Source organism: Paracholeplasma brassicae, assembly GCF_000967915.1.
Taxonomy (GTDB): Bacteria; Bacillota_I; Bacilli_A; order Acholeplasmatales; family UBA5453; genus Paracholeplasma; species Paracholeplasma brassicae.
On record NC_022549.1, the window covers coordinates 270,522 to 286,916 of the forward strand.

Genomic DNA, 16,395 nt, shown 5'->3' on the forward strand with positions numbered 1-16,395 from the left:
GTGAAGGGGTATTTCCAAGGAGCAAGTCTATAAAAGATTATAGGCGAAAGGAGACTAATAAAATGGCAAAAGAAATCATCAAAATTCGTTTGAAGGCTTACGATCACAGATTAATTGATCAATCAGCTAAGAAAATCATTGAAAGTGTTTTAAAGACAGGTGCAAAAGTACATGGTCCAATTCCACTTCCAACTGAGAAAGAAATCTTTACAATCTTACGTTCACCACACGTGAACAAAGATTCTCGTGAACAATTCGAAAGAAGAACTCACAAGAGATTAATCGAAATCTTAGATCCAAACGCTCAAACAATTGAAGCTCTAATGCATATTGACTTACCAAGTGGTGTCGATATCGTATTAAAGAAGTAAGAATCAAATAAACAACTATTAAAGGAGAAAGAAACATGGCCAAAGGAATCTTAGGTAGAAAACTAGGTATGACTCAAATTTTCAATGAAAATGGTCACCTAATCCCTGTGACGGTTATCGATATCGCTCAAAACGTCGTCTTACAACAAAAAACAGTTGAAACAGACGGATACGTTGCGACACAAATCGGTTTCGAAGACAAAAGGGAAAAATTAAGCAACAAGCCAGAACAAGGGCACGTCGCAAAAGCTAACACAGCACCTAAGCGCTTCATTAAAGAAATTCGCTTCGATGAAACGCAAAATGAGTTAGCGGATTTAGCGGTAGGAACTGTTGTTTCTGGAGATATTTTCCAAGCTGGTGAATCAATCGATATCACTGGTACATCAAAAGGTAAGGGGTTTGCAGGTTCAATCAAACGCCACAACCAATCAAGAGGGCCTATGGCTCACGGTTCTAGATACCATAGAGGACCAGGTTCAATGGGACCAATCAAAGGGAACATGAAGGGTAAAAACTTACCAGGTCATATGGGTCATGAAACAGTTACAATCCAAAACTTACAAGTTGTTGCTGTGGATAGTGAACGTCAATTATTATTAGTTAGCGGTAGCGTACCAGGACCTTCAAAAGGTTTTGTTGTAGTTAAGTCTGCTGTTAAAACAAAGAAGTAAGGAGAGAAGATTATGCCAAAATTACAATTAATTAATCAACAAGGTGCAAAAGTCAACGACCTTACATTAAACGACAATGTGTTCGGTATTACCCCACACCAACAAGCACTATATGATGTAGTAAACGCTCAAAGAGCTGCAATGCGTCAAGGTACTCATGACGTTAAGTCAAGAGCTGAAGTGTCAGGTGGCGGACGTAAACCATGGAGACAAAAAGGTACTGGCCGTGCGCGTCAAGGGTCAACACGTTCACCACAATGGAGACATGGTGGTATCGTATTTGGTCCAACACCAAGAAGCTATGCCGTTAAAGTAAACAAAAAAGTCGGAAAACTTGCTATTAAATCAGCTTTATCAGCTCACATTGCTAGAAATCAAGTAATGGTAGTCGACAAATTTGAATTAAGCGCACCAAAAACAAAAGATTTCAGTGTAGTATTAGCAACCATGGGCATTAACAGCAAAGCGTTAATCGTCTCAACAAGTTTCTCAGATAACGTAGCACTTGCTGCAAGAAACTTACCAGGCGTTACATTAGCATTAGCTTCACACGTTAGCGTTTATGAATTGTTAAACTGTAAGCAATTAGTTCTAACTGAAGATGCAGTTAAATACTTCGAGGAGGTGCTTTCATAATGATCAAATACTACGAACTTATTAAAGCTCCAATTATTACAGAACAATCAATGAAATTGGTTGAAACTCAAAACACCTACACATTCAAAGTAGACAAGAAAGCAAACAAGATTGAAATCAAGAATGCGGTCGAAACTATTTTCAACGTAAAAGTATTAAGAGTAAACACAATCAACGTATTACCTAAATTCAAGAGAATGGGAAAATACGAAGGTTACAAATCTGCTTACAAGAAAGCAGTAGTTAAAGTTGCTGACGGTCAAAAAATTGACGCGTTCAACATCTAAGATTAGTGAAAACATTAAAGGAGAATTAACTTATGGCGGTTAAACAATATAAGCCGACGACCAATGGTCGCCGCAATATGAGCGTCTTAACGTTCGAAGAAATCACAACATCTACTCCTGAAAAATCACTACTCGAGCCAATCAAAAAGAATGGTGGACGTAATAACCAAGGTAAAATTACGGTCCGTCATCAAGGCGGCGGCGCTAAGCGCAAATATCGTGTAATTGATTTTAAGAGAAATAAAGATGTCGTTGTTGGTAACGTAGCAACAATCGAATACGATCCAAACAGAAGTGCAAACATTTCATTGATTCACTATTTAGACGGTGAAAAGAGATACATCATCGCTCCTAAAGGTTTAACAGTGGGTATGCAAGTCGTGTCTGGTGAAAGAGTCGACATTAAAGTTGGTAATGCAATGCCAATTATGAATATCCCAGTTGGTACTGTGGTTCATAACATTGAATTACACCCAGGCAAAGGTGGACAATTAGCAAGAAGTGCTGGTACATCTGCACAAATCCTAGGACGTGAAGAACGTTATGTTCTTGTGCGTTTAAGTTCAGGGGAAGTACGTAAGATTTTAGGTACTTGCCGTGCAACCGTTGGTGAAGTCGGAAATGAATCATACGAACTTGTTAACATCGGTAAAGCTGGTAGAACAAGACACATGGGTGTACGCCCAACCGTGCGTGGTTCAGTAATGAACCCTAATGACCACCCACACGGTGGTGGTGAAGGTAAACAACCAATTGGTCGTAAATCACCAATGTCACCTTGGGGTAAACCTGCACGTGGTATTAAGACTAGAGACAGTAAAAAGGCATCTAACGATCTAATCGTAAGACGTCGTACGAAGTAGGAGGAAAATTATGGCTCGTTCAGTTAAAAAAGGTCCTTTCTGTGATGATCATTTACTAAAAAAAGTTCAATTACAAAAGAAAGCTAAAGAAAACAAAGTTATTCAAACTTGGTCAAGACGTTCAACAATTTTCCCTGACTTTATTGGGTTTACTGTTGCCGTATATAATGGTAGAGAACATGTTCCTGTTTATGTAACAGAAGACATGGTTGGACACAAATTCGGTGAATTCGCTCCAACGCGTACTTACCGTGGTCATGGCGCTGACAAAAAAGCGAACAAGAAATAATATAGGAGGTTAACATGGAATCTAAAGCTATTGCAAGAACAGTGCGTATTACGCCTAGAAAAGCTAGACTTGTTATTGATCTCATCCGTGGCGTCGATGTAAAAGAAGCGCAAGCAATTTTACAATACACACCACGCGCTGCCTCGCCTATTATTCTAAAGGTTTTAAACAGCGCAATCGCGAATGCGGATCATAACTACAGTATGGATACAAATAAATTATATGTAAAAGACGCTTACGTCAATGAAGGCGTACGCATGAAGAGAATGTTGCCAAGAGCTAAGGGTCAAGGCGATATCATTCAAAAAAGAACTAGCCACATCACAGTTGTTGTGGCAGAAAGAAACTAGAGGAGGGAAACGATGGGTCAAAAAGTTAGTCCAACCGGTTTACGAATTGGTGTTATCCGTGGATGGGATGCCAAATGGTATGCTGATAAGAAAAATGTGCCTGCACTTTTAAAAGAAGACTTCGAAATCCGTAAGTTCTTAAAAACAACTTACAGCAAAGCAGCAGTTTCTCAAATCGAAATCGAACGTCTAAAAGGTAAAGCAAAAGACAGAGTAAAAATTACTCTTTACAGTGCAAAACCAGGTGTTGTTATTGGTAGAGATGCTGAAACAAAGAATAAAGCAGTAAAAACATTAGAATACATGACTAAAAAAGAAGTGATTCTAAATGTCGTAGAAGTAAAACGCGCTGAATTGAACGCAGAACTAGTTGCACAAAGCATTGCTGAACAATTAGAAAACCGTGCGTCATTCCGTCGTGTACAAAAAATTGCAATTCAAAGAGCTTTAAAAGCTGGTGCAAAAGGTGTTAAAACACTTGTTTCAGGTCGTTTAGGCGGCGCAGAAATCGCACGTAGCGAAGGCTACTCTGAAGGCAGAGTTCCACTACACACATTAAGAGCTGACATCGATTATGCAACAGCTGAAGCAACAACCACTTACGGTAAACTAGGTGTTAAAGTATGGATCTACAAAGGTGAAATACTACCTGGTCAAAAAGTAAGAAGCGAAGCTGCACCAAGAAGACCAAAGCGCAGTAAAGGAGGCAAATAATTATGTTAATGCCAAAAAGAACTAAATATCGCCGCCCTCACCGCGTTAGCTATGAAGGAAAAGCCAAAGGTAACTTAGAAGTATTAAATGGTACCTGGGGTCTTCAAGCAACTGAAGGTGCATGGGTTACGAACAGACAAATTGAAGCTGCTCGTATCGCGATGACAAGACATATGAAACGTGTTGGTAAAGTATGGATCAATATTTTCCCACACATTGCAAAAACAAAAAAACCACTTGAAGTCCGCATGGGTTCAGGTAAAGGTGCCCCAGATTCATGGGTTGCCGTAGTAAAAACAGGAAAAGTAATGTTTGAAATCGGAGGCGTTTCTGATGAAATTGCAAAAGAAGCCCTAAGATTAGCATCACACAAACTACCTGTAACGACAAAGATTATTCGTAAGGTGGGTGACCAATAATGAAAGCAACAGAAATCCGTAAAATCAGCACGCCTGATTTAAACAAACGTATCGAAGAATTAAAAATCGAATTATTCAACTTACGTTTTCAACTTGCAGTTGGTCAACTAGAAAATACCGCACGCATTAGTCAAGTAAGAAAATTAATCGCACAAATGAAAACAATCATTAGTGAACGTAATGAGTAAGGAGGATACTATGGAAAGAAATAATAGAAAAGTATTCACAGGCACTGTGGTATCTAACAAAGCAGACAAGACGATCACAGTGGTAGTTGACACATACAAAAAACACAGATTATATGGGAAACGTGTTAAAGTTTCCAAAAAATATCATGCACATGACGAAAATAACATCTGCAACATCGGGGATGTCGTAACAATTATGGAAACTCGTCCATTATCTGCGACAAAGCGTTACCGTTTAGTAGACATTATTACGAAGTCTGAAGCAATATAAGGAGGGGCACACATGATTCAACAAGAAACTAGATTAAATGTGGCAGACAATTCTGGCGCACGTGAAGTCTTAGTCATCAAAGTATTAGGTGGGACCCGCCGTCGTTACGCAAATATCGGAGATGTGGTTGTTGTTACTGTAAAGAAAGCAACACCAGGCGGTATTGTGAAAAAAGGCGACGTTGTTAAAGCAGTAGTCGTACGTACGGTATCTGGTTTAAGACGTTTAGACGGATCTTATATTAAATTCGATGACAACGCAGCAGTTATCATTAAAGAAGATTTGAACCCACGTGGAACCCGTATTTTCGGACCAGTGGCTAGGGAATTAAGAGATAAGAACTTTATGAAGATCGTTTCTCTTGCCCCAGAAGTATTATAGGAGGAAAGCTCATGAACATTAAAAGTGGAGATACCGTTGTCGTAATTGCTGGTAAAGACAAATTTACTGTCGATAAAAAAGGCAAAAAAGTACAAACAACTGGTAAAGTTATTAAAGCTTTTCCAAATGAACAAAAAGTTTTAGTTGAAGGCGTAAACAAGGTGAAAAAACACCAAAGACCTACTCAACAAAATGAAAAAGGTTCAATTGTGGAACAAGAAGCACCAATTCATGTATCAAATGTTATGATTCTTGATCCTAAAAAAGGTGTTCCAACTCGCGTTGGATACAAGATGGTAGACGGCAAAAAAGTTCGTTATGCTAAAAAATCAGGCGACAGCCTTGATAAATAAGAAGGAGTTTGACTATGAGTAGCAGATTAAAAGAAAAATATGAAACCCTCACCAAACCCGAATTAATTAAAGCATTCAACTATACTACTGTGATGCAAGTGCCTAAGATTGACAAAATTGTAATCAATATGGGTATTGGCGACGCCGTTGCTAATCCAAAAGCACTAGATGATGCTGTTGAAGAATTAGCAGTAATCACTGGTCAAAAACCTGTTGTTACAAAAGCAAAAAAATCAATTGCAAACTTCAAATTACGTGAAGGTATGCCAATTGGTGCTAAGGTGACATTACGTGGAGATAGAATGTATTATTTCTTAGATAAATTAGTTTCAATTGCATTACCACGTGTACGTGACTTCAGAGGTATCTCAAAAGATGCATTTGATGGTCGCGGTAACTATACGCTTGGTGTCAAAGAACAATTAATTTTCCCAGAAATTAATTTCGATAAAGTGAAGAAAGTACGTGGCATGGACATTGTCATCGTTACGACGGCACAATCAGATGAAGAAGGTAGAGCATTACTAACTTCACTTGGTTTACCGTTCAAGAAATAAAGGAGAATAAACATGGCTAAAAAATCAATGATTGCTAAGCAACAACGCAAAGCAAAGTTTTCAACTCGTGAATATACCAGATGTTCTGTTTGTGGAAGACCACACTCAGTTTATCAAAAGTTCGGAGTATGCCGTATTTGTTTTCGTGAATTAGCGTACAAGGGAGAACTTCCTGGCGTTAAAAAAGCTAGCTGGTAAGAAGGAGGAAGCAAATTATGGTTATGACTGATCCAATCGCGGATTTACTAACAAGAATCCGTAACGCAAATCAAATGCGTCATCAAACGGTTGAAATCCCTGCTTCAAGAATTAAAGCAGACGTATTAAGCGTTCTTAAACAAGAAGGCTTTATCGTAGATTTCACTAAAAAAGAAGGTACTACTCAAGGTACTTTAGTAGTCACTTTAAAATATGCCGCAAACAATGAGCGCGTAATTAAAGGTTTAAAAAGGATATCGAAACCAGGCCTTCGTGTATACGCACAGGTTGAACAATTACCAACTGTACTTAACGGACTTGGGATTGCAATCATTTCGACATCAAAAGGCTTAATGACAGATCGTGAAGCGAGAAAACAACAAATCGGTGGCGAAGTTATCGCCTACGTTTGGTAATAGGAGGAAAATAATATGTCACGTATTGGTAATAAAGTGATCAAAGTTCCTGCTGGTGTCAACGTAGAAGTAACGCCAACTAATTTCGTTACTGTTACAGGGCCAAAAGGAACTCTACAATTCCAATTTTCAACTGTGATTACAATTGAAATGGAAAACAATGAAATCACCATCAAAAGATCTTCTGACGTTAATGACGTTAGAAAATTACATGGTACAACAAGAGCTGTATTAGCTAATATGGTTACTGGTGTATCTGTTGGTTTCAAAAGAGAATTAGAAATTATTGGGGTTGGGTATAGAGCACAACTTCAAGGAAATAAGTTAGTCTTAAATGCGGGTTATTCACACTTAGTAGAACTTGACGTTCCAAATGGTGTGACTGTGACTTTACCAAAGAATACTGAAGTTATTATCGAAGGATATGACAAGCAAGTCGTTGGTGAATTCGCTGCAAACATTAGAGCTGTAAGAAAACCAGAACCTTACAAAGGTAAAGGGATTCGTTACAAAGGCGAAAATGTACGTCGCAAAGAAGGCAAGACTGCTAAGAAGTAGGAGGGCATATATATGATAAATAAACAATCAAGCAATGCAACACGTCAAAAAAGACATCTTCGCATTCGTCGTACTCTTAACGGTACAGCAGCAAGACCACGTTTAAGTGTATATCGCTCTAATACAGCTTTCTATGTACAATTAATCGACGATGTGAATCAAGTTACATTATTTGCTGCAAGAAGCACAGAAATCGAAGGCGTTAAAGGCGCTAACGTAGCTGCTGCAGAAGCAACAGGTAAATTAATCGCTGAAAAAGCGATTGCTGGTGGTATCACTGCTGTTGTATTTGACAGAAGTGGTTACTTATACCATGGTCGTATCAAAGCTTTAGCCGATGCAGCTCGTAATGCCGGCTTACAATTCTAAGGAGGAGAAAACATGCGTAAACAAAGAGAAAAAGAAGTAGAATTATTTGAAGATCGCGTTGTCTCCATCAACCGTGTTACTAAAGTAGTTAAGGGTGGACGTCGTTTTAGATTTGCAGCCTTAGTTGTTATTGGTGACAAAAACGGCACAATTGGATTTGGCATGGGCAAAGCACAAGAAGTTCCAGATGCGATCAAAAAAGCAGTTGAAGCAGCTAAAAAGAATACAATTAAGATTTCAATCGTAAACAACACCATCGCTCATACCGTAACAGGTAACTATGGCGCAGGTAAAGTATTCTTAAAACCAGCTTCTGAAGGTACTGGGGTAATTGCAGGTGGTGCGGTTCGTACAATTTGTGAATTAGCTGGTATCAACAACATTTTAAGTAAGTCATTAGGTTCTAAATCACCAATTAACATGGTGAGAGCAACATTTGCAGGTTTAGAAAGTGTCAAAACAATTGAAGAAGTTGCTGCATTACGCGGTGTTTCTGTAGAAAGTTTGGTGTAATCTATGAAAATTGAAATCACATTAAAGAAATCTTTAATCGGTAGAAAACAAAATCAAGTTAAAACTGCTCACGCTTTAGGACTAAGAAAATTAAACTCATCAGTAGTTAAAGAGAGAAATGAAGCCATCGATGGTATGGTTAACACAATCGCTCATTTAGTTACTGTCAAAGAAATCGCGTAAAGGAGGGCAAAACGATGTTAAATGAATTAAGACCAAATGAGGGTGCTCGTAAAAGTCGTAAAAGACTAGGACGCGGTATCGGTAGTGGCACTGGTAAGACAGCTGGTAAAGGTTCTAAAGGACAAAATGCTAGATCTGGCGGCGGTGTTCGTCTCGGTTTTGAAGGTGGACAAATTCCTTTCTTCCAACGTCTGCCTAAACGCGGATTTACTAACGTAAATAGAAAAGAATTTGCAATCGTTAACTTAACACAATTAAATGTGTTTAACGATGGCGATGTTGTCACACCAGAAGTATTATTAGAGAAAAAAATCATCGGAAAATTACAATCAGGCGTTAAAGTGTTAGCGAATGGTACTTTAGAAAAGAAATTAACAGTTAAAGCAAACCATTTTTCAAAACAAGCTCTTGAGTTAATCCAACAAGCGGGCGGAACGGCTGAGGTAATTTAACATGTACCGTATTAAAGCGATATTTTCAAACACACAAGTACTAAAAAGATTAGGATTTACCCTATTAATTTTATTTATTTTCCGTGTGACCACGTGGATTCCAATTCCACTGATTGATACATCCGCTATAACTGGTCTAATTGCAAGTAATGACTTCTTAGCAATCCTTAATAACTTTTCAGGAAACGCCCTTGGACGTTTCTCGATCATGGCAATGGGTATTAGCCCATACATCACCGCATCGATCATTGTTCAAATGTTACAAATGGACATTATCCCAGTCTTAAAAGAATGGGCTGATCAAGGTGAAGCTGGTAAACGTAAATTAACTCGTTTAACACGCATCATGGGGTTAGTTTTATCATTCGTTCAAGCGATGGTATTACTACTTGGGTTATCGGTTGGCGGAAATGAGTTCATTACCTCAATTCTAGATCCTTCACCATTCCTTTACGTCTACATGGCATTAATTGTTACCGCAGGTACAGCTTTTGCAATGTGGATTGCTGATTTAATCACGCGTAAAGGTGTAGGTAACGGTACATCGCTATTAATTGTTGCTGGTATTATTACATCATTACCTTCAATGATCACTGTTCTTTGGACTAAATACATTACAAATGGCGCAGGTGGCTTAGATATATTCTTCTTCATCTTAATTCTTGTATTATACTTCGGTATTTTACTAGGGGTAACTTACCTAGAATTAACCAGACGTAAAGTACCGATTCAATATGCGAATCGTAAAGCTGGCCAAGGAAAAACAGATTCTAATTTACCAATTAAGTTAAATACAGCAGGCGTGATTCCAGTAATCTTCGCTTCAACAATCCTAAGTATTCCAATGAGCATCATCGGCTTCTTTACAAGTAATGCCGCAAGTGGTGCTGGTTACTGGATTGACCAAATATTTAACTATCAAAATCCAATTGGGTTTGTATTATATATGGCATTGATTTTAGTATTTACTTTCTTCTACTCATTCTTGATGTTAAATCCAGAAAAAGTATCAGACAATTTATCAAAATCAAACGCCTATATCCCAGGGGTAAGACCAGGGCTAGAAACTCAAAATTATATCGCGAAATTATTATTTAAGATTACACTACTTGGGTCTGTGTACTTATTAATTCTTGCCGCACTACCAATTATCACAACCGTTGTATTTAACTTCTCAGGAGCTGAATCACAATCTGTTATTCTTGGTGGTACATCGTTACTAATCGTCGTTGGGGTTGCTATGGAAACAACTAAGCAACTTGAAACCGAAGCAACGAATCAAGAATATAAAGGTATTTTCTAAGATAATTAGCAAGACTTAAGGCGGAGGTATTTAGGGATGAGATTAATTATTATGGGTCCTCCTGGTGCTGGTAAAGGCTCCCAGGCGGCGAAATTAATAAACTATTATAATATACCTCATATTTCAACGGGAGATATGTTTAGAGCGCAGCTCAAAAGCCAATCTCCCCTTGGAAAAATCGTTCAAAGTTACATTAATGAAGGTAAGCTCGTTAGAGATTCATTGACCAATGAAATCGTTAAAGACCGTTTATTAGGCGAAGATGTTCAAACCTCTTTTCTAATGGATGGTTACCCACGCAATATTTTTCAAGCGGAAGCTTTCGATGAACTCTTAAAAGAGAAGAATTGGAAGATTGATGGTGTGATTAACATTGAAGTGGACACCGATTTATTGATGGGAAGAACAACAGGTAGACGTGTATGTCCAACTTGTGGGGCAACTTATCATATCGACACGAATAAACCAATGGTTGATGGTATTTGCGATAAAGATCAAACCCCATTGATGCAAAGAGAAGACGACAAGCCAGAAACGGTAAAACATCGTCTTGAAGTATATTATGAACAAACAGAACCAGTCATCGATTATTACGCTCAACAAGGCTTATTAATCAATATTGATGGCTCTGGAACAATCGACGAAGTATTCGAACGATTAATAAAAAGGATTGATTCTAAATGATCACAATTAAATCAGATAGAGAAATCAGTTTGATGCGCGAGGCTGGCCGTATGGTTGCCTTAACACGCGAAGAAGTAAAAAAACACATTAAACCTGGTATGGATACAAAAACACTCGATAGGATTGCAGAAGACTACATCTTATCCTTAGGTGGTATCCCATCATTTAAAGATTACAATGGTTTTCCTGGTAGCGTCTGTCTATCAGTAAACGAAGTCGTTGTTCATGGAATTCCTTCTAAAAAGGTAATTCTAAAAGAAGGCGATCTGGTTTCACTCGACATTGGTGTTCTATATAAAGGCTATCATGGCGATTCGGCATGGACGTTTCCTGTTGGATCAATTAGTGAAGAAAACCAACAACTTTTAGATGTGACACTTCAATCTCTTTACGAAGGGTTGAAGCAAATAAAACCGGGCAACCGAGTATCGGATATTTCACATGCAATTGAAACTTATGTTAAACCATTTGGTTATGGTATTGTAGAGGAATTTACAGGCCATGGCATCGGTTCTAAATTACATGAAGATCCGTATGTTCCAAATTTCGGGAAACCAGGCACAGGACCTGTCTTAAAAAAAGGCATGACCTTATGTGTCGAACCCATGGTTAATATTGGAACCAAACGTGTGGTTGTCTTAAAAGATAACTGGACGACGGTTACGGCCGATCGTAAAAACAGCGCACACTTCGAACACATGATTGTGGTAACCGAAGATGGTTGTGAAATATTAACTGAACTTTAAAGGAGGCTATTTATGGCAAGAGAAGATTTAATCGAAGTTCAAGCAAAAGTCGTCGAAGTACTACCTAATACCAAATTTAAAGTTGAACTTGAAAATGGGCATGTTGTACTCGCACACGTATCTGGTAAAATCCGTATGAATAATATACGCATTTTACCTGGTGATAGCGTAACAGTTGAGTTATCACCATATGATTTAACGCGCGGCAGAATTACATACCGCCGTCGATAGGAGGAAAATCACATGAAAGTTAGAGCATCAGTAAAACCTATTTGCGACAAATGTAAAGTAGTTAAACGCAAAGGTAGAGTAATGGTTATTTGTGAAAATCCAAAACACAAACAACGTCAAGGATAATAGGAGAGTAAAATTATGGCACGTATAGCAGGTATTGATATTCCACGTGACAAACGTGTAGTTATCGCCTTAACATATGTTTATGGCATCGGCAAGACAACGTCACAAATCGTATTAGAAAAAGCGAATGTTAATGTTAACACTCGCGTTAAAGATTTAACCGAAGATGAGTTAAACCGTATTCGTCAAGAAGTAGCAAATTTCCAAGTTGAAGGTGACTTACGTAGAGAAGTAACCCTAAACATCAAACGCTTAATGGAAATCGGTTCTTATCGTGGTATTCGTCATAGAAAAGGCTTACCAGTTCGCGGACAAAACACTAGAAATAATGCGCGTACTAGAAAAGGTAAAGCTAAAACTATCGCGAATAAGAAGAAATAAGGAGGGCTATCATGGCAGGTAAAAGAAATACTAAACGTCGCGTTAAAAAGAACATCCCTGTAGGGGCTGCTCACATTCACACAACGTTTAATAATACAATCGTAACAATTACTGACCAAGGTGGTAACGCCATCGCTTGGAGCAGTGCGGGTGCCCTTGGATTCAAAGGTTCACGTAAATCAACACCATTTGCAGCTCAAATGTCTGCTGAAGCAGCAGCTAAAGCAGCAATGGAACATGGTGTAATCAAAGTAGAAGTGTCTGTAAAAGGTCCAGGCCCAGGTAGAGAAGCAGCAATTCGTTCTCTACAAGCAGCTGGTTTAGAAATCTCATCAATTAAAGATGTGACACCAGTTCCTCATAACGGATGCCGTCCTCCAAAACGTCCACGTGGCTAATTGGAATAAATATTAAAACAGGAGGTAATCATTTTGCAAGATCTTAAATTTTCAAAACCAGAGGTTAAAATCGAGTCGGTTTCAGCTGATAATCGAGTTGCAAGATTCGTCATTAGCCCATTAGAACGTGGCTATGGTATTACAATCGGTAATTCACTTAGACGTGTGTTACTGTCAAGTCTTCCTGGTGCAGCAATCGTTAACGTAAAAATTGATGGTGCTGAACATGAATTTTCGACACTTGAAGGTGTGATGGAAGACGTCATGAGCATCGTTCTTAACTTAAAGAAGGTTGTTTTATCCGTAGATTCAACAGATCCTAATTTTGAAAAAGAAATTGAAATTCATCAAAATGGCGCTGGTGTTGTCACTGCCTCAGATATCATTCATGATAATGAGATTAAAGTTGTTAACCCAGATCAAGTGATTGCCACTGTAGTTGAAGGCGGCAAATTATCGATGTATATGACAGTAAGACGTGGCATTGGCTATGTTGGATCTGTCGAAAATAAAAAGCATTCTAAAAATGTTGGTGTCATTGCAATTGACTCCATTTACACACCAATCAACCGCGTATCTTACGACGTTGAAAAAACCCGTGTAAATAACGACGCAAACTATGATAAACTAATCATGGATGTTGAAACCAATGGTGCAGTAAAAGCACACGAAGCATTGTCTTTAGCAGCAAAAATGATGATGGACTACTTAACGGTAGTGGTTGACTTAAACGAAGCTTCTCATGAAATTAGTTTCATGGCAGAACGTCCAAGTGAAACAAACACCACTCGTTTAGAAAAACCAATCGAAGAACTTGATTTATCAGTTCGTTCATTTAACTGTTTAAAACGTGCAGGAATCAACACGCTTGCTGAATTAACAAAGAAAACAGAAGAAGAAATGATGCGTGTACGTAATTTAGGTCGCAAGTCATTAAAAGAAGTTAAAGAGAAGTTAGAAGATTTAGGATTAGGTTTTGCCCAAGGATTTTCTAGTGGCAGACGTTCCGAATCTATCTTAGACGATGACAACGAGTAAGGAGCAAAACTATGGCAGGATATAGCAGATTAAGACGTACAAGTGATCAAAGAAAAGCATTACTAAGAGACCTTGTTACAGATTTAATTATCAATGGACAAATTGAAACAACTGAAGCAAAAGCCAAAGAACTTCGTAAAGTTGCTGACAAAATGGTTACTCTTGGTAAAAAGGGTACATTAGCAGCAAGACGTCAAGCAGCAGCATTCGTTCGTAACGAAGAAGCAGCTGAAGGACAAACCGCTTTACAAAAGTTATTTAGCGAATACGCTACAAAGTATCAAGACCGTAACGGTGGATATACGCGTATTTTCAAGACAATGCCAAGAAGAGGCGATTCAGCGCCGATGGCAATCATTCAATTCGTTGAATAATCTAAGAGGCATGCGTAAGCATGCCTTTTTTTGTACAAAAAAATTAGATAAACAGCTAATAATATCTAGAAAAATTAGTGAAAATAGCGTATAATGTTTTTAATTGGAGGGTAAGAAATGCAAAAATTTAAAGATTATCAGTATCAACGACCAGACGTCGATAAAATTAAACATGAATTAGTTTCGATAAAAGAACAACTGACAAAAGAAAAAGAGGTTGTTAACGTAATTGAACTAGTCAAAAAATACTTCTTGATTCAAGATGAACTCGATACGCAAGGTCAACTCGTATCAATTCGAACTAGCCTAGATACAACCGATGAGTTTTACGATCAAGAACAAAGTTTTTTTGATGAGGTATCACCGGTTTTACAAGGTTTATTCACTGATATCAACAAAGTGATCTACCAAAGTGAGTTTAAACCACAATTAATTGAAACTTTTGGGGCGCATTATTTTGACCAATTAAAAGTTTCAATTGAATCGTTTAGTGATGAAATTATCCCATTAATGATCGAAGAAAATAAACTCGCTTCAAAACAACAAAAATTGGTGGCATCGGCACAAATAGAGTTTGAAGGTGGCGTTTATAACCTAAGTCAAATGGCACCATTTACACAAAGTTTGAGTCGTGAAACAAGAAAACAAGCACAACTAGTAATTTCAAATTTCTTTGAATCGATTGAATCCGACATTGATGACATCTATGATAACATGGTGAAAGTGCGTCATGAAATGGCGCAAAAACTGGGTTATAAGAACTATGTGGAACTCGGATATCAACGATTAGGTAGAACAGATTATAACGCCTCAGATGTCAAAGCATATCGTAAACAAATAAAACGTGACGTTGTGCCTGTCGTCGAAGAACTCGTTAAAAGAAAAGCAAAACGTTTAGGGATTAATGATTTAAAGAGCTACGATACAATTAGTTTCTTATCAGGTAATCCAACACCAAAAGGCGACAAAGATTTTTTAGTCAATCATGCTAAAACAATGTATAAAGAACTATCAAAAGAAACCGACGAATTCTTTAATTTTATGGTCGATTCAGAGCTTTTAGAGCTTGATTCTAAAAAAGGCAAAGCAGGCGGTGGCTATTGTACGTTCATTCCAAGCTATAAAGCACCGTTTATCTTCGCAAATTTCAATGGCACGTCACACGATGTCGATGTTCTTACACACGAAGCTGGTCACGCATTTCAAGTTTATCAAGCGAGAGATTTCATTAATCCGATGCAACGCTTCCCTGGTTATGAAGCTTGTGAAATACACTCAATGAGTATGGAGTTTTTTGCTTGGCCATGGATGGAATTATTTTTTAAAGAAGATAAAGAAAAATACTATTTCTCACACTTGAGTGGTGCAATTTCATTCCTACCTTATGGGGCATTAGTTGATGAATTTCAACATGAAGTTTATGAAAATCCACAAATGACAAAAGAAGAAAGAAAAGCGACCTGGGCGCGTCTTGAAAAAGTCTATTTACCATCAAAAGACTACGGCGAAGATGCGTTTATGAAAAAAGGTACTTACTGGTACAGACAAGGCCATATTTTTGGAAGTCCATTTTATTACATCGACTACACCTTAGCTCAAGTATGTGCCTTTCAATACTGGATTAGGGACCATCGAAACCATGAAGAGGCTTGGAAGTCGTATGTCGATTTGTGTAAATTAGGCGGTGCATACGGGTTTGTTGAGTTAATGAGACGTTCAAACTTGAATAGTCCGTTTGTTGATGGCACAATAAAACAAACCATCGAACCACTTAAGGCATTCTTAGATACGATCGATGATACTAAATTATAATACTTAGAAACCGAGATACTCGGTTTCTTTTTTTCTAAGCATATGAATTGATAATATTTCGAATTTGAACTATAATAACAGTATAAGACATATTAATCAAGGATTATAGCGAATTATTGATTCAAAATTTTTATTGAAAATCATAGAGTTTCATAAGATGCCTTTATAAAGGTTTAAAGTATCTATGATTAGTCGATTAATGCGTAATTTTATATGGATTGATATGATTATATTACATAAAAAACATATGAATAATTAAA

The 16,395-nt window shown here is 37.8% G+C and carries 31 protein-coding genes; all 31 read left to right on the top strand.

Annotation, left to right across the window (positions count from 1 at the left end):
- The first annotated feature begins 62 nt into the window (after positions 1 to 62).
- The 31 genes from rpsJ to BN853_RS01360 all read left to right on the top strand — a co-directional run bounded on the left by rpsJ (position 63) and on the right by BN853_RS01360 (position 16,135).
- Positions 63 to 371, top strand: coding sequence for a 30S ribosomal protein S10 (rpsJ, locus tag BN853_RS01210; protein ID WP_030004117.1), 309 nt, complete (start codon positions 63 to 65; stop codon positions 369 to 371).
- 35 nt (positions 372 to 406) lie between these two features.
- Positions 407 to 1,045 (top strand): 50S ribosomal protein L3, encoded by a 639-nt coding sequence (rplC, locus tag BN853_RS01215; RefSeq protein WP_030004118.1) that lies wholly within the window; start codon positions 407 to 409, stop codon positions 1,043 to 1,045.
- A 12-nt stretch (positions 1,046 to 1,057) separates the two neighbouring features.
- On the top strand, positions 1,058 to 1,681 hold the full coding sequence (rplD, locus tag BN853_RS01220; RefSeq protein WP_030004119.1) for a 50S ribosomal protein L4: 624 nt from the start codon (positions 1,058 to 1,060) through the stop codon (positions 1,679 to 1,681).
- Positions 1,681 to 1,968, top strand: coding sequence for a 50S ribosomal protein L23 (gene rplW, locus BN853_RS01225; protein WP_030004120.1), 288 nt, complete (start codon positions 1,681 to 1,683; stop codon positions 1,966 to 1,968). The genes rplD and rplW overlap by 1 nt, the downstream gene beginning before the upstream one ends.
- 32 nt (positions 1,969 to 2,000) lie before the next feature.
- Entirely contained in the window at positions 2,001 to 2,831 is an 831-nt protein-coding gene (rplB, locus tag BN853_RS01230; protein ID WP_030004121.1) for a 50S ribosomal protein L2, read from the top strand.
- 10 nt (positions 2,832 to 2,841) lie between these two features.
- Positions 2,842 to 3,120: a 30S ribosomal protein S19 gene (gene rpsS, locus BN853_RS01235; protein ID WP_030004122.1), complete on the top strand. Its 279-nt coding sequence runs from the start codon at positions 2,842 to 2,844 to the stop codon at positions 3,118 to 3,120.
- A 14-nt stretch (positions 3,121 to 3,134) separates the two neighbouring features.
- The gene (gene rplV / locus BN853_RS01240; RefSeq protein WP_030004123.1) at positions 3,135 to 3,470 is read left to right on the top strand and encodes a 50S ribosomal protein L22; all 336 of its coding nucleotides are present in this window, start codon (positions 3,135 to 3,137) and stop codon (positions 3,468 to 3,470) included.
- A gap of 12 nt (positions 3,471 to 3,482) precedes the next feature.
- On the top strand, positions 3,483 to 4,184 hold the full coding sequence (gene rpsC, locus BN853_RS01245) for a 30S ribosomal protein S3 (RefSeq protein WP_030004124.1): 702 nt from the start codon (positions 3,483 to 3,485) through the stop codon (positions 4,182 to 4,184).
- A gap of 2 nt (positions 4,185 to 4,186) precedes the next feature.
- Complete coding sequence (gene rplP, locus BN853_RS01250; RefSeq protein ID WP_030004125.1) at positions 4,187 to 4,603, top strand: 50S ribosomal protein L16; 417 nt, start codon at positions 4,187 to 4,189, stop codon at positions 4,601 to 4,603.
- Positions 4,603 to 4,791: a 50S ribosomal protein L29 gene (gene rpmC / locus BN853_RS01255; protein WP_030004126.1), complete on the top strand. Its 189-nt coding sequence runs from the start codon at positions 4,603 to 4,605 to the stop codon at positions 4,789 to 4,791. Before rplP ends, rpmC begins: the two co-directional genes overlap by 1 nt.
- A gap of 10 nt (positions 4,792 to 4,801) precedes the next feature.
- The gene (gene rpsQ / locus BN853_RS01260) at positions 4,802 to 5,062 is read left to right on the top strand and encodes a 30S ribosomal protein S17 (RefSeq protein ID WP_052591107.1); all 261 of its coding nucleotides are present in this window, start codon (positions 4,802 to 4,804) and stop codon (positions 5,060 to 5,062) included.
- A gap of 12 nt (positions 5,063 to 5,074) precedes the next feature.
- Positions 5,075 to 5,443 carry a 50S ribosomal protein L14 gene (rplN, locus tag BN853_RS01265; RefSeq protein WP_030004128.1) on the top strand — a complete coding sequence of 123 codons (369 nt, stop codon included), beginning with the start codon at positions 5,075 to 5,077 and terminating at the stop codon, positions 5,441 to 5,443.
- A gap of 11 nt (positions 5,444 to 5,454) precedes the next feature.
- Complete coding sequence (rplX, locus tag BN853_RS01270) at positions 5,455 to 5,796, top strand: 50S ribosomal protein L24 (protein ID WP_030004129.1); 342 nt, start codon at positions 5,455 to 5,457, stop codon at positions 5,794 to 5,796.
- 14 nt (positions 5,797 to 5,810) lie between these two features.
- Positions 5,811 to 6,353, top strand: a complete 543-nt coding sequence (gene rplE / locus BN853_RS01275) for a 50S ribosomal protein L5 (RefSeq protein ID WP_030004130.1) — start codon at positions 5,811 to 5,813, stop codon at positions 6,351 to 6,353.
- A 12-nt stretch (positions 6,354 to 6,365) separates the two neighbouring features.
- A complete protein-coding gene (locus BN853_RS01280; RefSeq protein ID WP_052591110.1) occupies positions 6,366 to 6,551 on the top strand; it encodes a type Z 30S ribosomal protein S14 in 186 nt (61 codons plus the stop codon).
- Between the two features lie 17 nt (positions 6,552 to 6,568).
- Complete coding sequence (rpsH, locus tag BN853_RS01285; protein ID WP_030004131.1) at positions 6,569 to 6,967, top strand: 30S ribosomal protein S8; 399 nt, start codon at positions 6,569 to 6,571, stop codon at positions 6,965 to 6,967.
- Positions 6,968 to 6,982: 15 nt separating this feature from the next.
- A complete protein-coding gene (rplF, locus tag BN853_RS01290; protein ID WP_030004132.1) occupies positions 6,983 to 7,525 on the top strand; it encodes a 50S ribosomal protein L6 in 543 nt (180 codons plus the stop codon).
- A 12-nt stretch (positions 7,526 to 7,537) separates the two neighbouring features.
- On the top strand, positions 7,538 to 7,894 hold the full coding sequence (gene rplR / locus BN853_RS01295; RefSeq protein WP_030004133.1) for a 50S ribosomal protein L18: 357 nt from the start codon (positions 7,538 to 7,540) through the stop codon (positions 7,892 to 7,894).
- A gap of 12 nt (positions 7,895 to 7,906) precedes the next feature.
- Positions 7,907 to 8,407, top strand: coding sequence for a 30S ribosomal protein S5 (rpsE, locus tag BN853_RS01300; RefSeq protein ID WP_030004134.1), 501 nt, complete (start codon positions 7,907 to 7,909; stop codon positions 8,405 to 8,407).
- Positions 8,408 to 8,410: 3 nt separating this feature from the next.
- Entirely contained in the window at positions 8,411 to 8,590 is a 180-nt protein-coding gene (gene rpmD / locus BN853_RS01305) for a 50S ribosomal protein L30 (protein ID WP_030004135.1), read from the top strand.
- Positions 8,591 to 8,604: 14 nt separating this feature from the next.
- Positions 8,605 to 9,042, top strand: a complete 438-nt coding sequence (rplO, locus tag BN853_RS01310; RefSeq protein ID WP_030004136.1) for a 50S ribosomal protein L15 — start codon at positions 8,605 to 8,607, stop codon at positions 9,040 to 9,042.
- Position 9,043: 1 nt separating this feature from the next.
- The gene (secY, locus tag BN853_RS01315; RefSeq protein ID WP_030004137.1) at positions 9,044 to 10,345 is read left to right on the top strand and encodes a preprotein translocase subunit SecY; all 1,302 of its coding nucleotides are present in this window, start codon (positions 9,044 to 9,046) and stop codon (positions 10,343 to 10,345) included.
- A 36-nt stretch (positions 10,346 to 10,381) separates the two neighbouring features.
- Positions 10,382 to 11,029 carry an adenylate kinase gene (locus BN853_RS01320; protein ID WP_030004138.1) on the top strand — a complete coding sequence of 216 codons (648 nt, stop codon included), beginning with the start codon at positions 10,382 to 10,384 and terminating at the stop codon, positions 11,027 to 11,029.
- Positions 11,026 to 11,775, top strand: a complete 750-nt coding sequence (map, locus tag BN853_RS01325; protein ID WP_030004139.1) for a type I methionyl aminopeptidase — start codon at positions 11,026 to 11,028, stop codon at positions 11,773 to 11,775. The genes BN853_RS01320 and map overlap by 4 nt, the downstream gene beginning before the upstream one ends.
- 12 nt (positions 11,776 to 11,787) lie before the next feature.
- The gene (gene infA / locus BN853_RS01330; protein WP_030004140.1) at positions 11,788 to 12,006 is read left to right on the top strand and encodes a translation initiation factor IF-1; all 219 of its coding nucleotides are present in this window, start codon (positions 11,788 to 11,790) and stop codon (positions 12,004 to 12,006) included.
- A gap of 12 nt (positions 12,007 to 12,018) precedes the next feature.
- On the top strand, positions 12,019 to 12,132 hold the full coding sequence (rpmJ, locus tag BN853_RS01335) for a 50S ribosomal protein L36 (RefSeq protein ID WP_052591112.1): 114 nt from the start codon (positions 12,019 to 12,021) through the stop codon (positions 12,130 to 12,132).
- 15 nt (positions 12,133 to 12,147) lie between these two features.
- Entirely contained in the window at positions 12,148 to 12,513 is a 366-nt protein-coding gene (gene rpsM / locus BN853_RS01340; protein ID WP_030004141.1) for a 30S ribosomal protein S13, read from the top strand.
- A gap of 11 nt (positions 12,514 to 12,524) precedes the next feature.
- Entirely contained in the window at positions 12,525 to 12,911 is a 387-nt protein-coding gene (gene rpsK, locus BN853_RS01345) for a 30S ribosomal protein S11 (RefSeq protein ID WP_030004142.1), read from the top strand.
- Positions 12,912 to 12,944: 33 nt separating this feature from the next.
- Positions 12,945 to 13,949 carry a DNA-directed RNA polymerase subunit alpha gene (locus BN853_RS01350; protein ID WP_030004143.1) on the top strand — a complete coding sequence of 335 codons (1,005 nt, stop codon included), beginning with the start codon at positions 12,945 to 12,947 and terminating at the stop codon, positions 13,947 to 13,949.
- 11 nt (positions 13,950 to 13,960) lie between these two features.
- Positions 13,961 to 14,323, top strand: coding sequence for a 50S ribosomal protein L17 (rplQ, locus tag BN853_RS01355; protein WP_030004144.1), 363 nt, complete (start codon positions 13,961 to 13,963; stop codon positions 14,321 to 14,323).
- Positions 14,324 to 14,440: 117 nt separating this feature from the next.
- The gene (locus tag BN853_RS01360) at positions 14,441 to 16,135 is read left to right on the top strand and encodes a M3 family oligoendopeptidase (protein ID WP_030004145.1); all 1,695 of its coding nucleotides are present in this window, start codon (positions 14,441 to 14,443) and stop codon (positions 16,133 to 16,135) included.
- The last annotated feature ends 260 nt before the right edge of the window (positions 16,136 to 16,395 follow it).

Excerpts from the sequence above, each read along its gene's own strand:
- rpsJ (WP_030004117.1), top strand. The coding sequence starts at position 63 with ATGGCAAAAGAAATCATCAAAATTCGTTTGAAGGCTTACGATCACAGA.
- rplN (WP_030004128.1), top strand. The coding sequence starts at position 5,075 with ATGATTCAACAAGAAACTAGATTAAATGTGGCAGACAATTCTGGCGCA.
- rplQ (WP_030004144.1), top strand. The coding sequence starts at position 13,961 with ATGGCAGGATATAGCAGATTAAGACGTACAAGTGATCAAAGAAAAGCA.
- rplE (WP_030004130.1), top strand. The coding sequence starts at position 5,811 with ATGAGTAGCAGATTAAAAGAAAAATATGAAACCCTCACCAAACCCGAA.
- rpsS (WP_030004122.1), top strand. The coding sequence starts at position 2,842 with ATGGCTCGTTCAGTTAAAAAAGGTCCTTTCTGTGATGATCATTTACTA.
- rplD (WP_030004119.1), top strand. The coding sequence starts at position 1,058 with ATGCCAAAATTACAATTAATTAATCAACAAGGTGCAAAAGTCAACGAC.
- BN853_RS01360 (WP_030004145.1), top strand. The coding sequence starts at position 14,441 with ATGCAAAAATTTAAAGATTATCAGTATCAACGACCAGACGTCGATAAA.
- secY (WP_030004137.1), top strand. The coding sequence starts at position 9,044 with ATGTACCGTATTAAAGCGATATTTTCAAACACACAAGTACTAAAAAGA.
- map (WP_030004139.1), top strand. The coding sequence starts at position 11,026 with ATGATCACAATTAAATCAGATAGAGAAATCAGTTTGATGCGCGAGGCT.
- rpmJ (WP_052591112.1), top strand. The coding sequence starts at position 12,019 with ATGAAAGTTAGAGCATCAGTAAAACCTATTTGCGACAAATGTAAAGTA.
- rpmC (WP_030004126.1), top strand. The coding sequence starts at position 4,603 with ATGAAAGCAACAGAAATCCGTAAAATCAGCACGCCTGATTTAAACAAA.
- rpsC (WP_030004124.1), top strand. The coding sequence starts at position 3,483 with ATGGGTCAAAAAGTTAGTCCAACCGGTTTACGAATTGGTGTTATCCGT.
- rpmD (WP_030004135.1), top strand. The coding sequence starts at position 8,411 with ATGAAAATTGAAATCACATTAAAGAAATCTTTAATCGGTAGAAAACAA.
- rplC (WP_030004118.1), top strand. The coding sequence starts at position 407 with ATGGCCAAAGGAATCTTAGGTAGAAAACTAGGTATGACTCAAATTTTC.
- rpsE (WP_030004134.1), top strand. The coding sequence starts at position 7,907 with ATGCGTAAACAAAGAGAAAAAGAAGTAGAATTATTTGAAGATCGCGTT.
- BN853_RS01280 (WP_052591110.1), top strand. The coding sequence starts at position 6,366 with ATGGCTAAAAAATCAATGATTGCTAAGCAACAACGCAAAGCAAAGTTT.
- rplW (WP_030004120.1), top strand. The coding sequence starts at position 1,681 with ATGATCAAATACTACGAACTTATTAAAGCTCCAATTATTACAGAACAA.
- rplV (WP_030004123.1), top strand. The coding sequence starts at position 3,135 with ATGGAATCTAAAGCTATTGCAAGAACAGTGCGTATTACGCCTAGAAAA.
- rplB (WP_030004121.1), top strand. The coding sequence starts at position 2,001 with ATGGCGGTTAAACAATATAAGCCGACGACCAATGGTCGCCGCAATATG.
- rplX (WP_030004129.1), top strand. The coding sequence starts at position 5,455 with ATGAACATTAAAAGTGGAGATACCGTTGTCGTAATTGCTGGTAAAGAC.
- rpsQ (WP_052591107.1), top strand. The coding sequence starts at position 4,802 with ATGGAAAGAAATAATAGAAAAGTATTCACAGGCACTGTGGTATCTAAC.
- rplF (WP_030004132.1), top strand. The coding sequence starts at position 6,983 with ATGTCACGTATTGGTAATAAAGTGATCAAAGTTCCTGCTGGTGTCAAC.
- rpsH (WP_030004131.1), top strand. The coding sequence starts at position 6,569 with ATGGTTATGACTGATCCAATCGCGGATTTACTAACAAGAATCCGTAAC.
- infA (WP_030004140.1), top strand. The coding sequence starts at position 11,788 with ATGGCAAGAGAAGATTTAATCGAAGTTCAAGCAAAAGTCGTCGAAGTA.
- rplO (WP_030004136.1), top strand. The coding sequence starts at position 8,605 with ATGTTAAATGAATTAAGACCAAATGAGGGTGCTCGTAAAAGTCGTAAA.
- BN853_RS01320 (WP_030004138.1), top strand. The coding sequence starts at position 10,382 with ATGAGATTAATTATTATGGGTCCTCCTGGTGCTGGTAAAGGCTCCCAG.
- rpsM (WP_030004141.1), top strand. The coding sequence starts at position 12,148 with ATGGCACGTATAGCAGGTATTGATATTCCACGTGACAAACGTGTAGTT.
- rpsK (WP_030004142.1), top strand. The coding sequence starts at position 12,525 with ATGGCAGGTAAAAGAAATACTAAACGTCGCGTTAAAAAGAACATCCCT.
- rplR (WP_030004133.1), top strand. The coding sequence starts at position 7,538 with ATGATAAATAAACAATCAAGCAATGCAACACGTCAAAAAAGACATCTT.
- rplP (WP_030004125.1), top strand. The coding sequence starts at position 4,187 with ATGTTAATGCCAAAAAGAACTAAATATCGCCGCCCTCACCGCGTTAGC.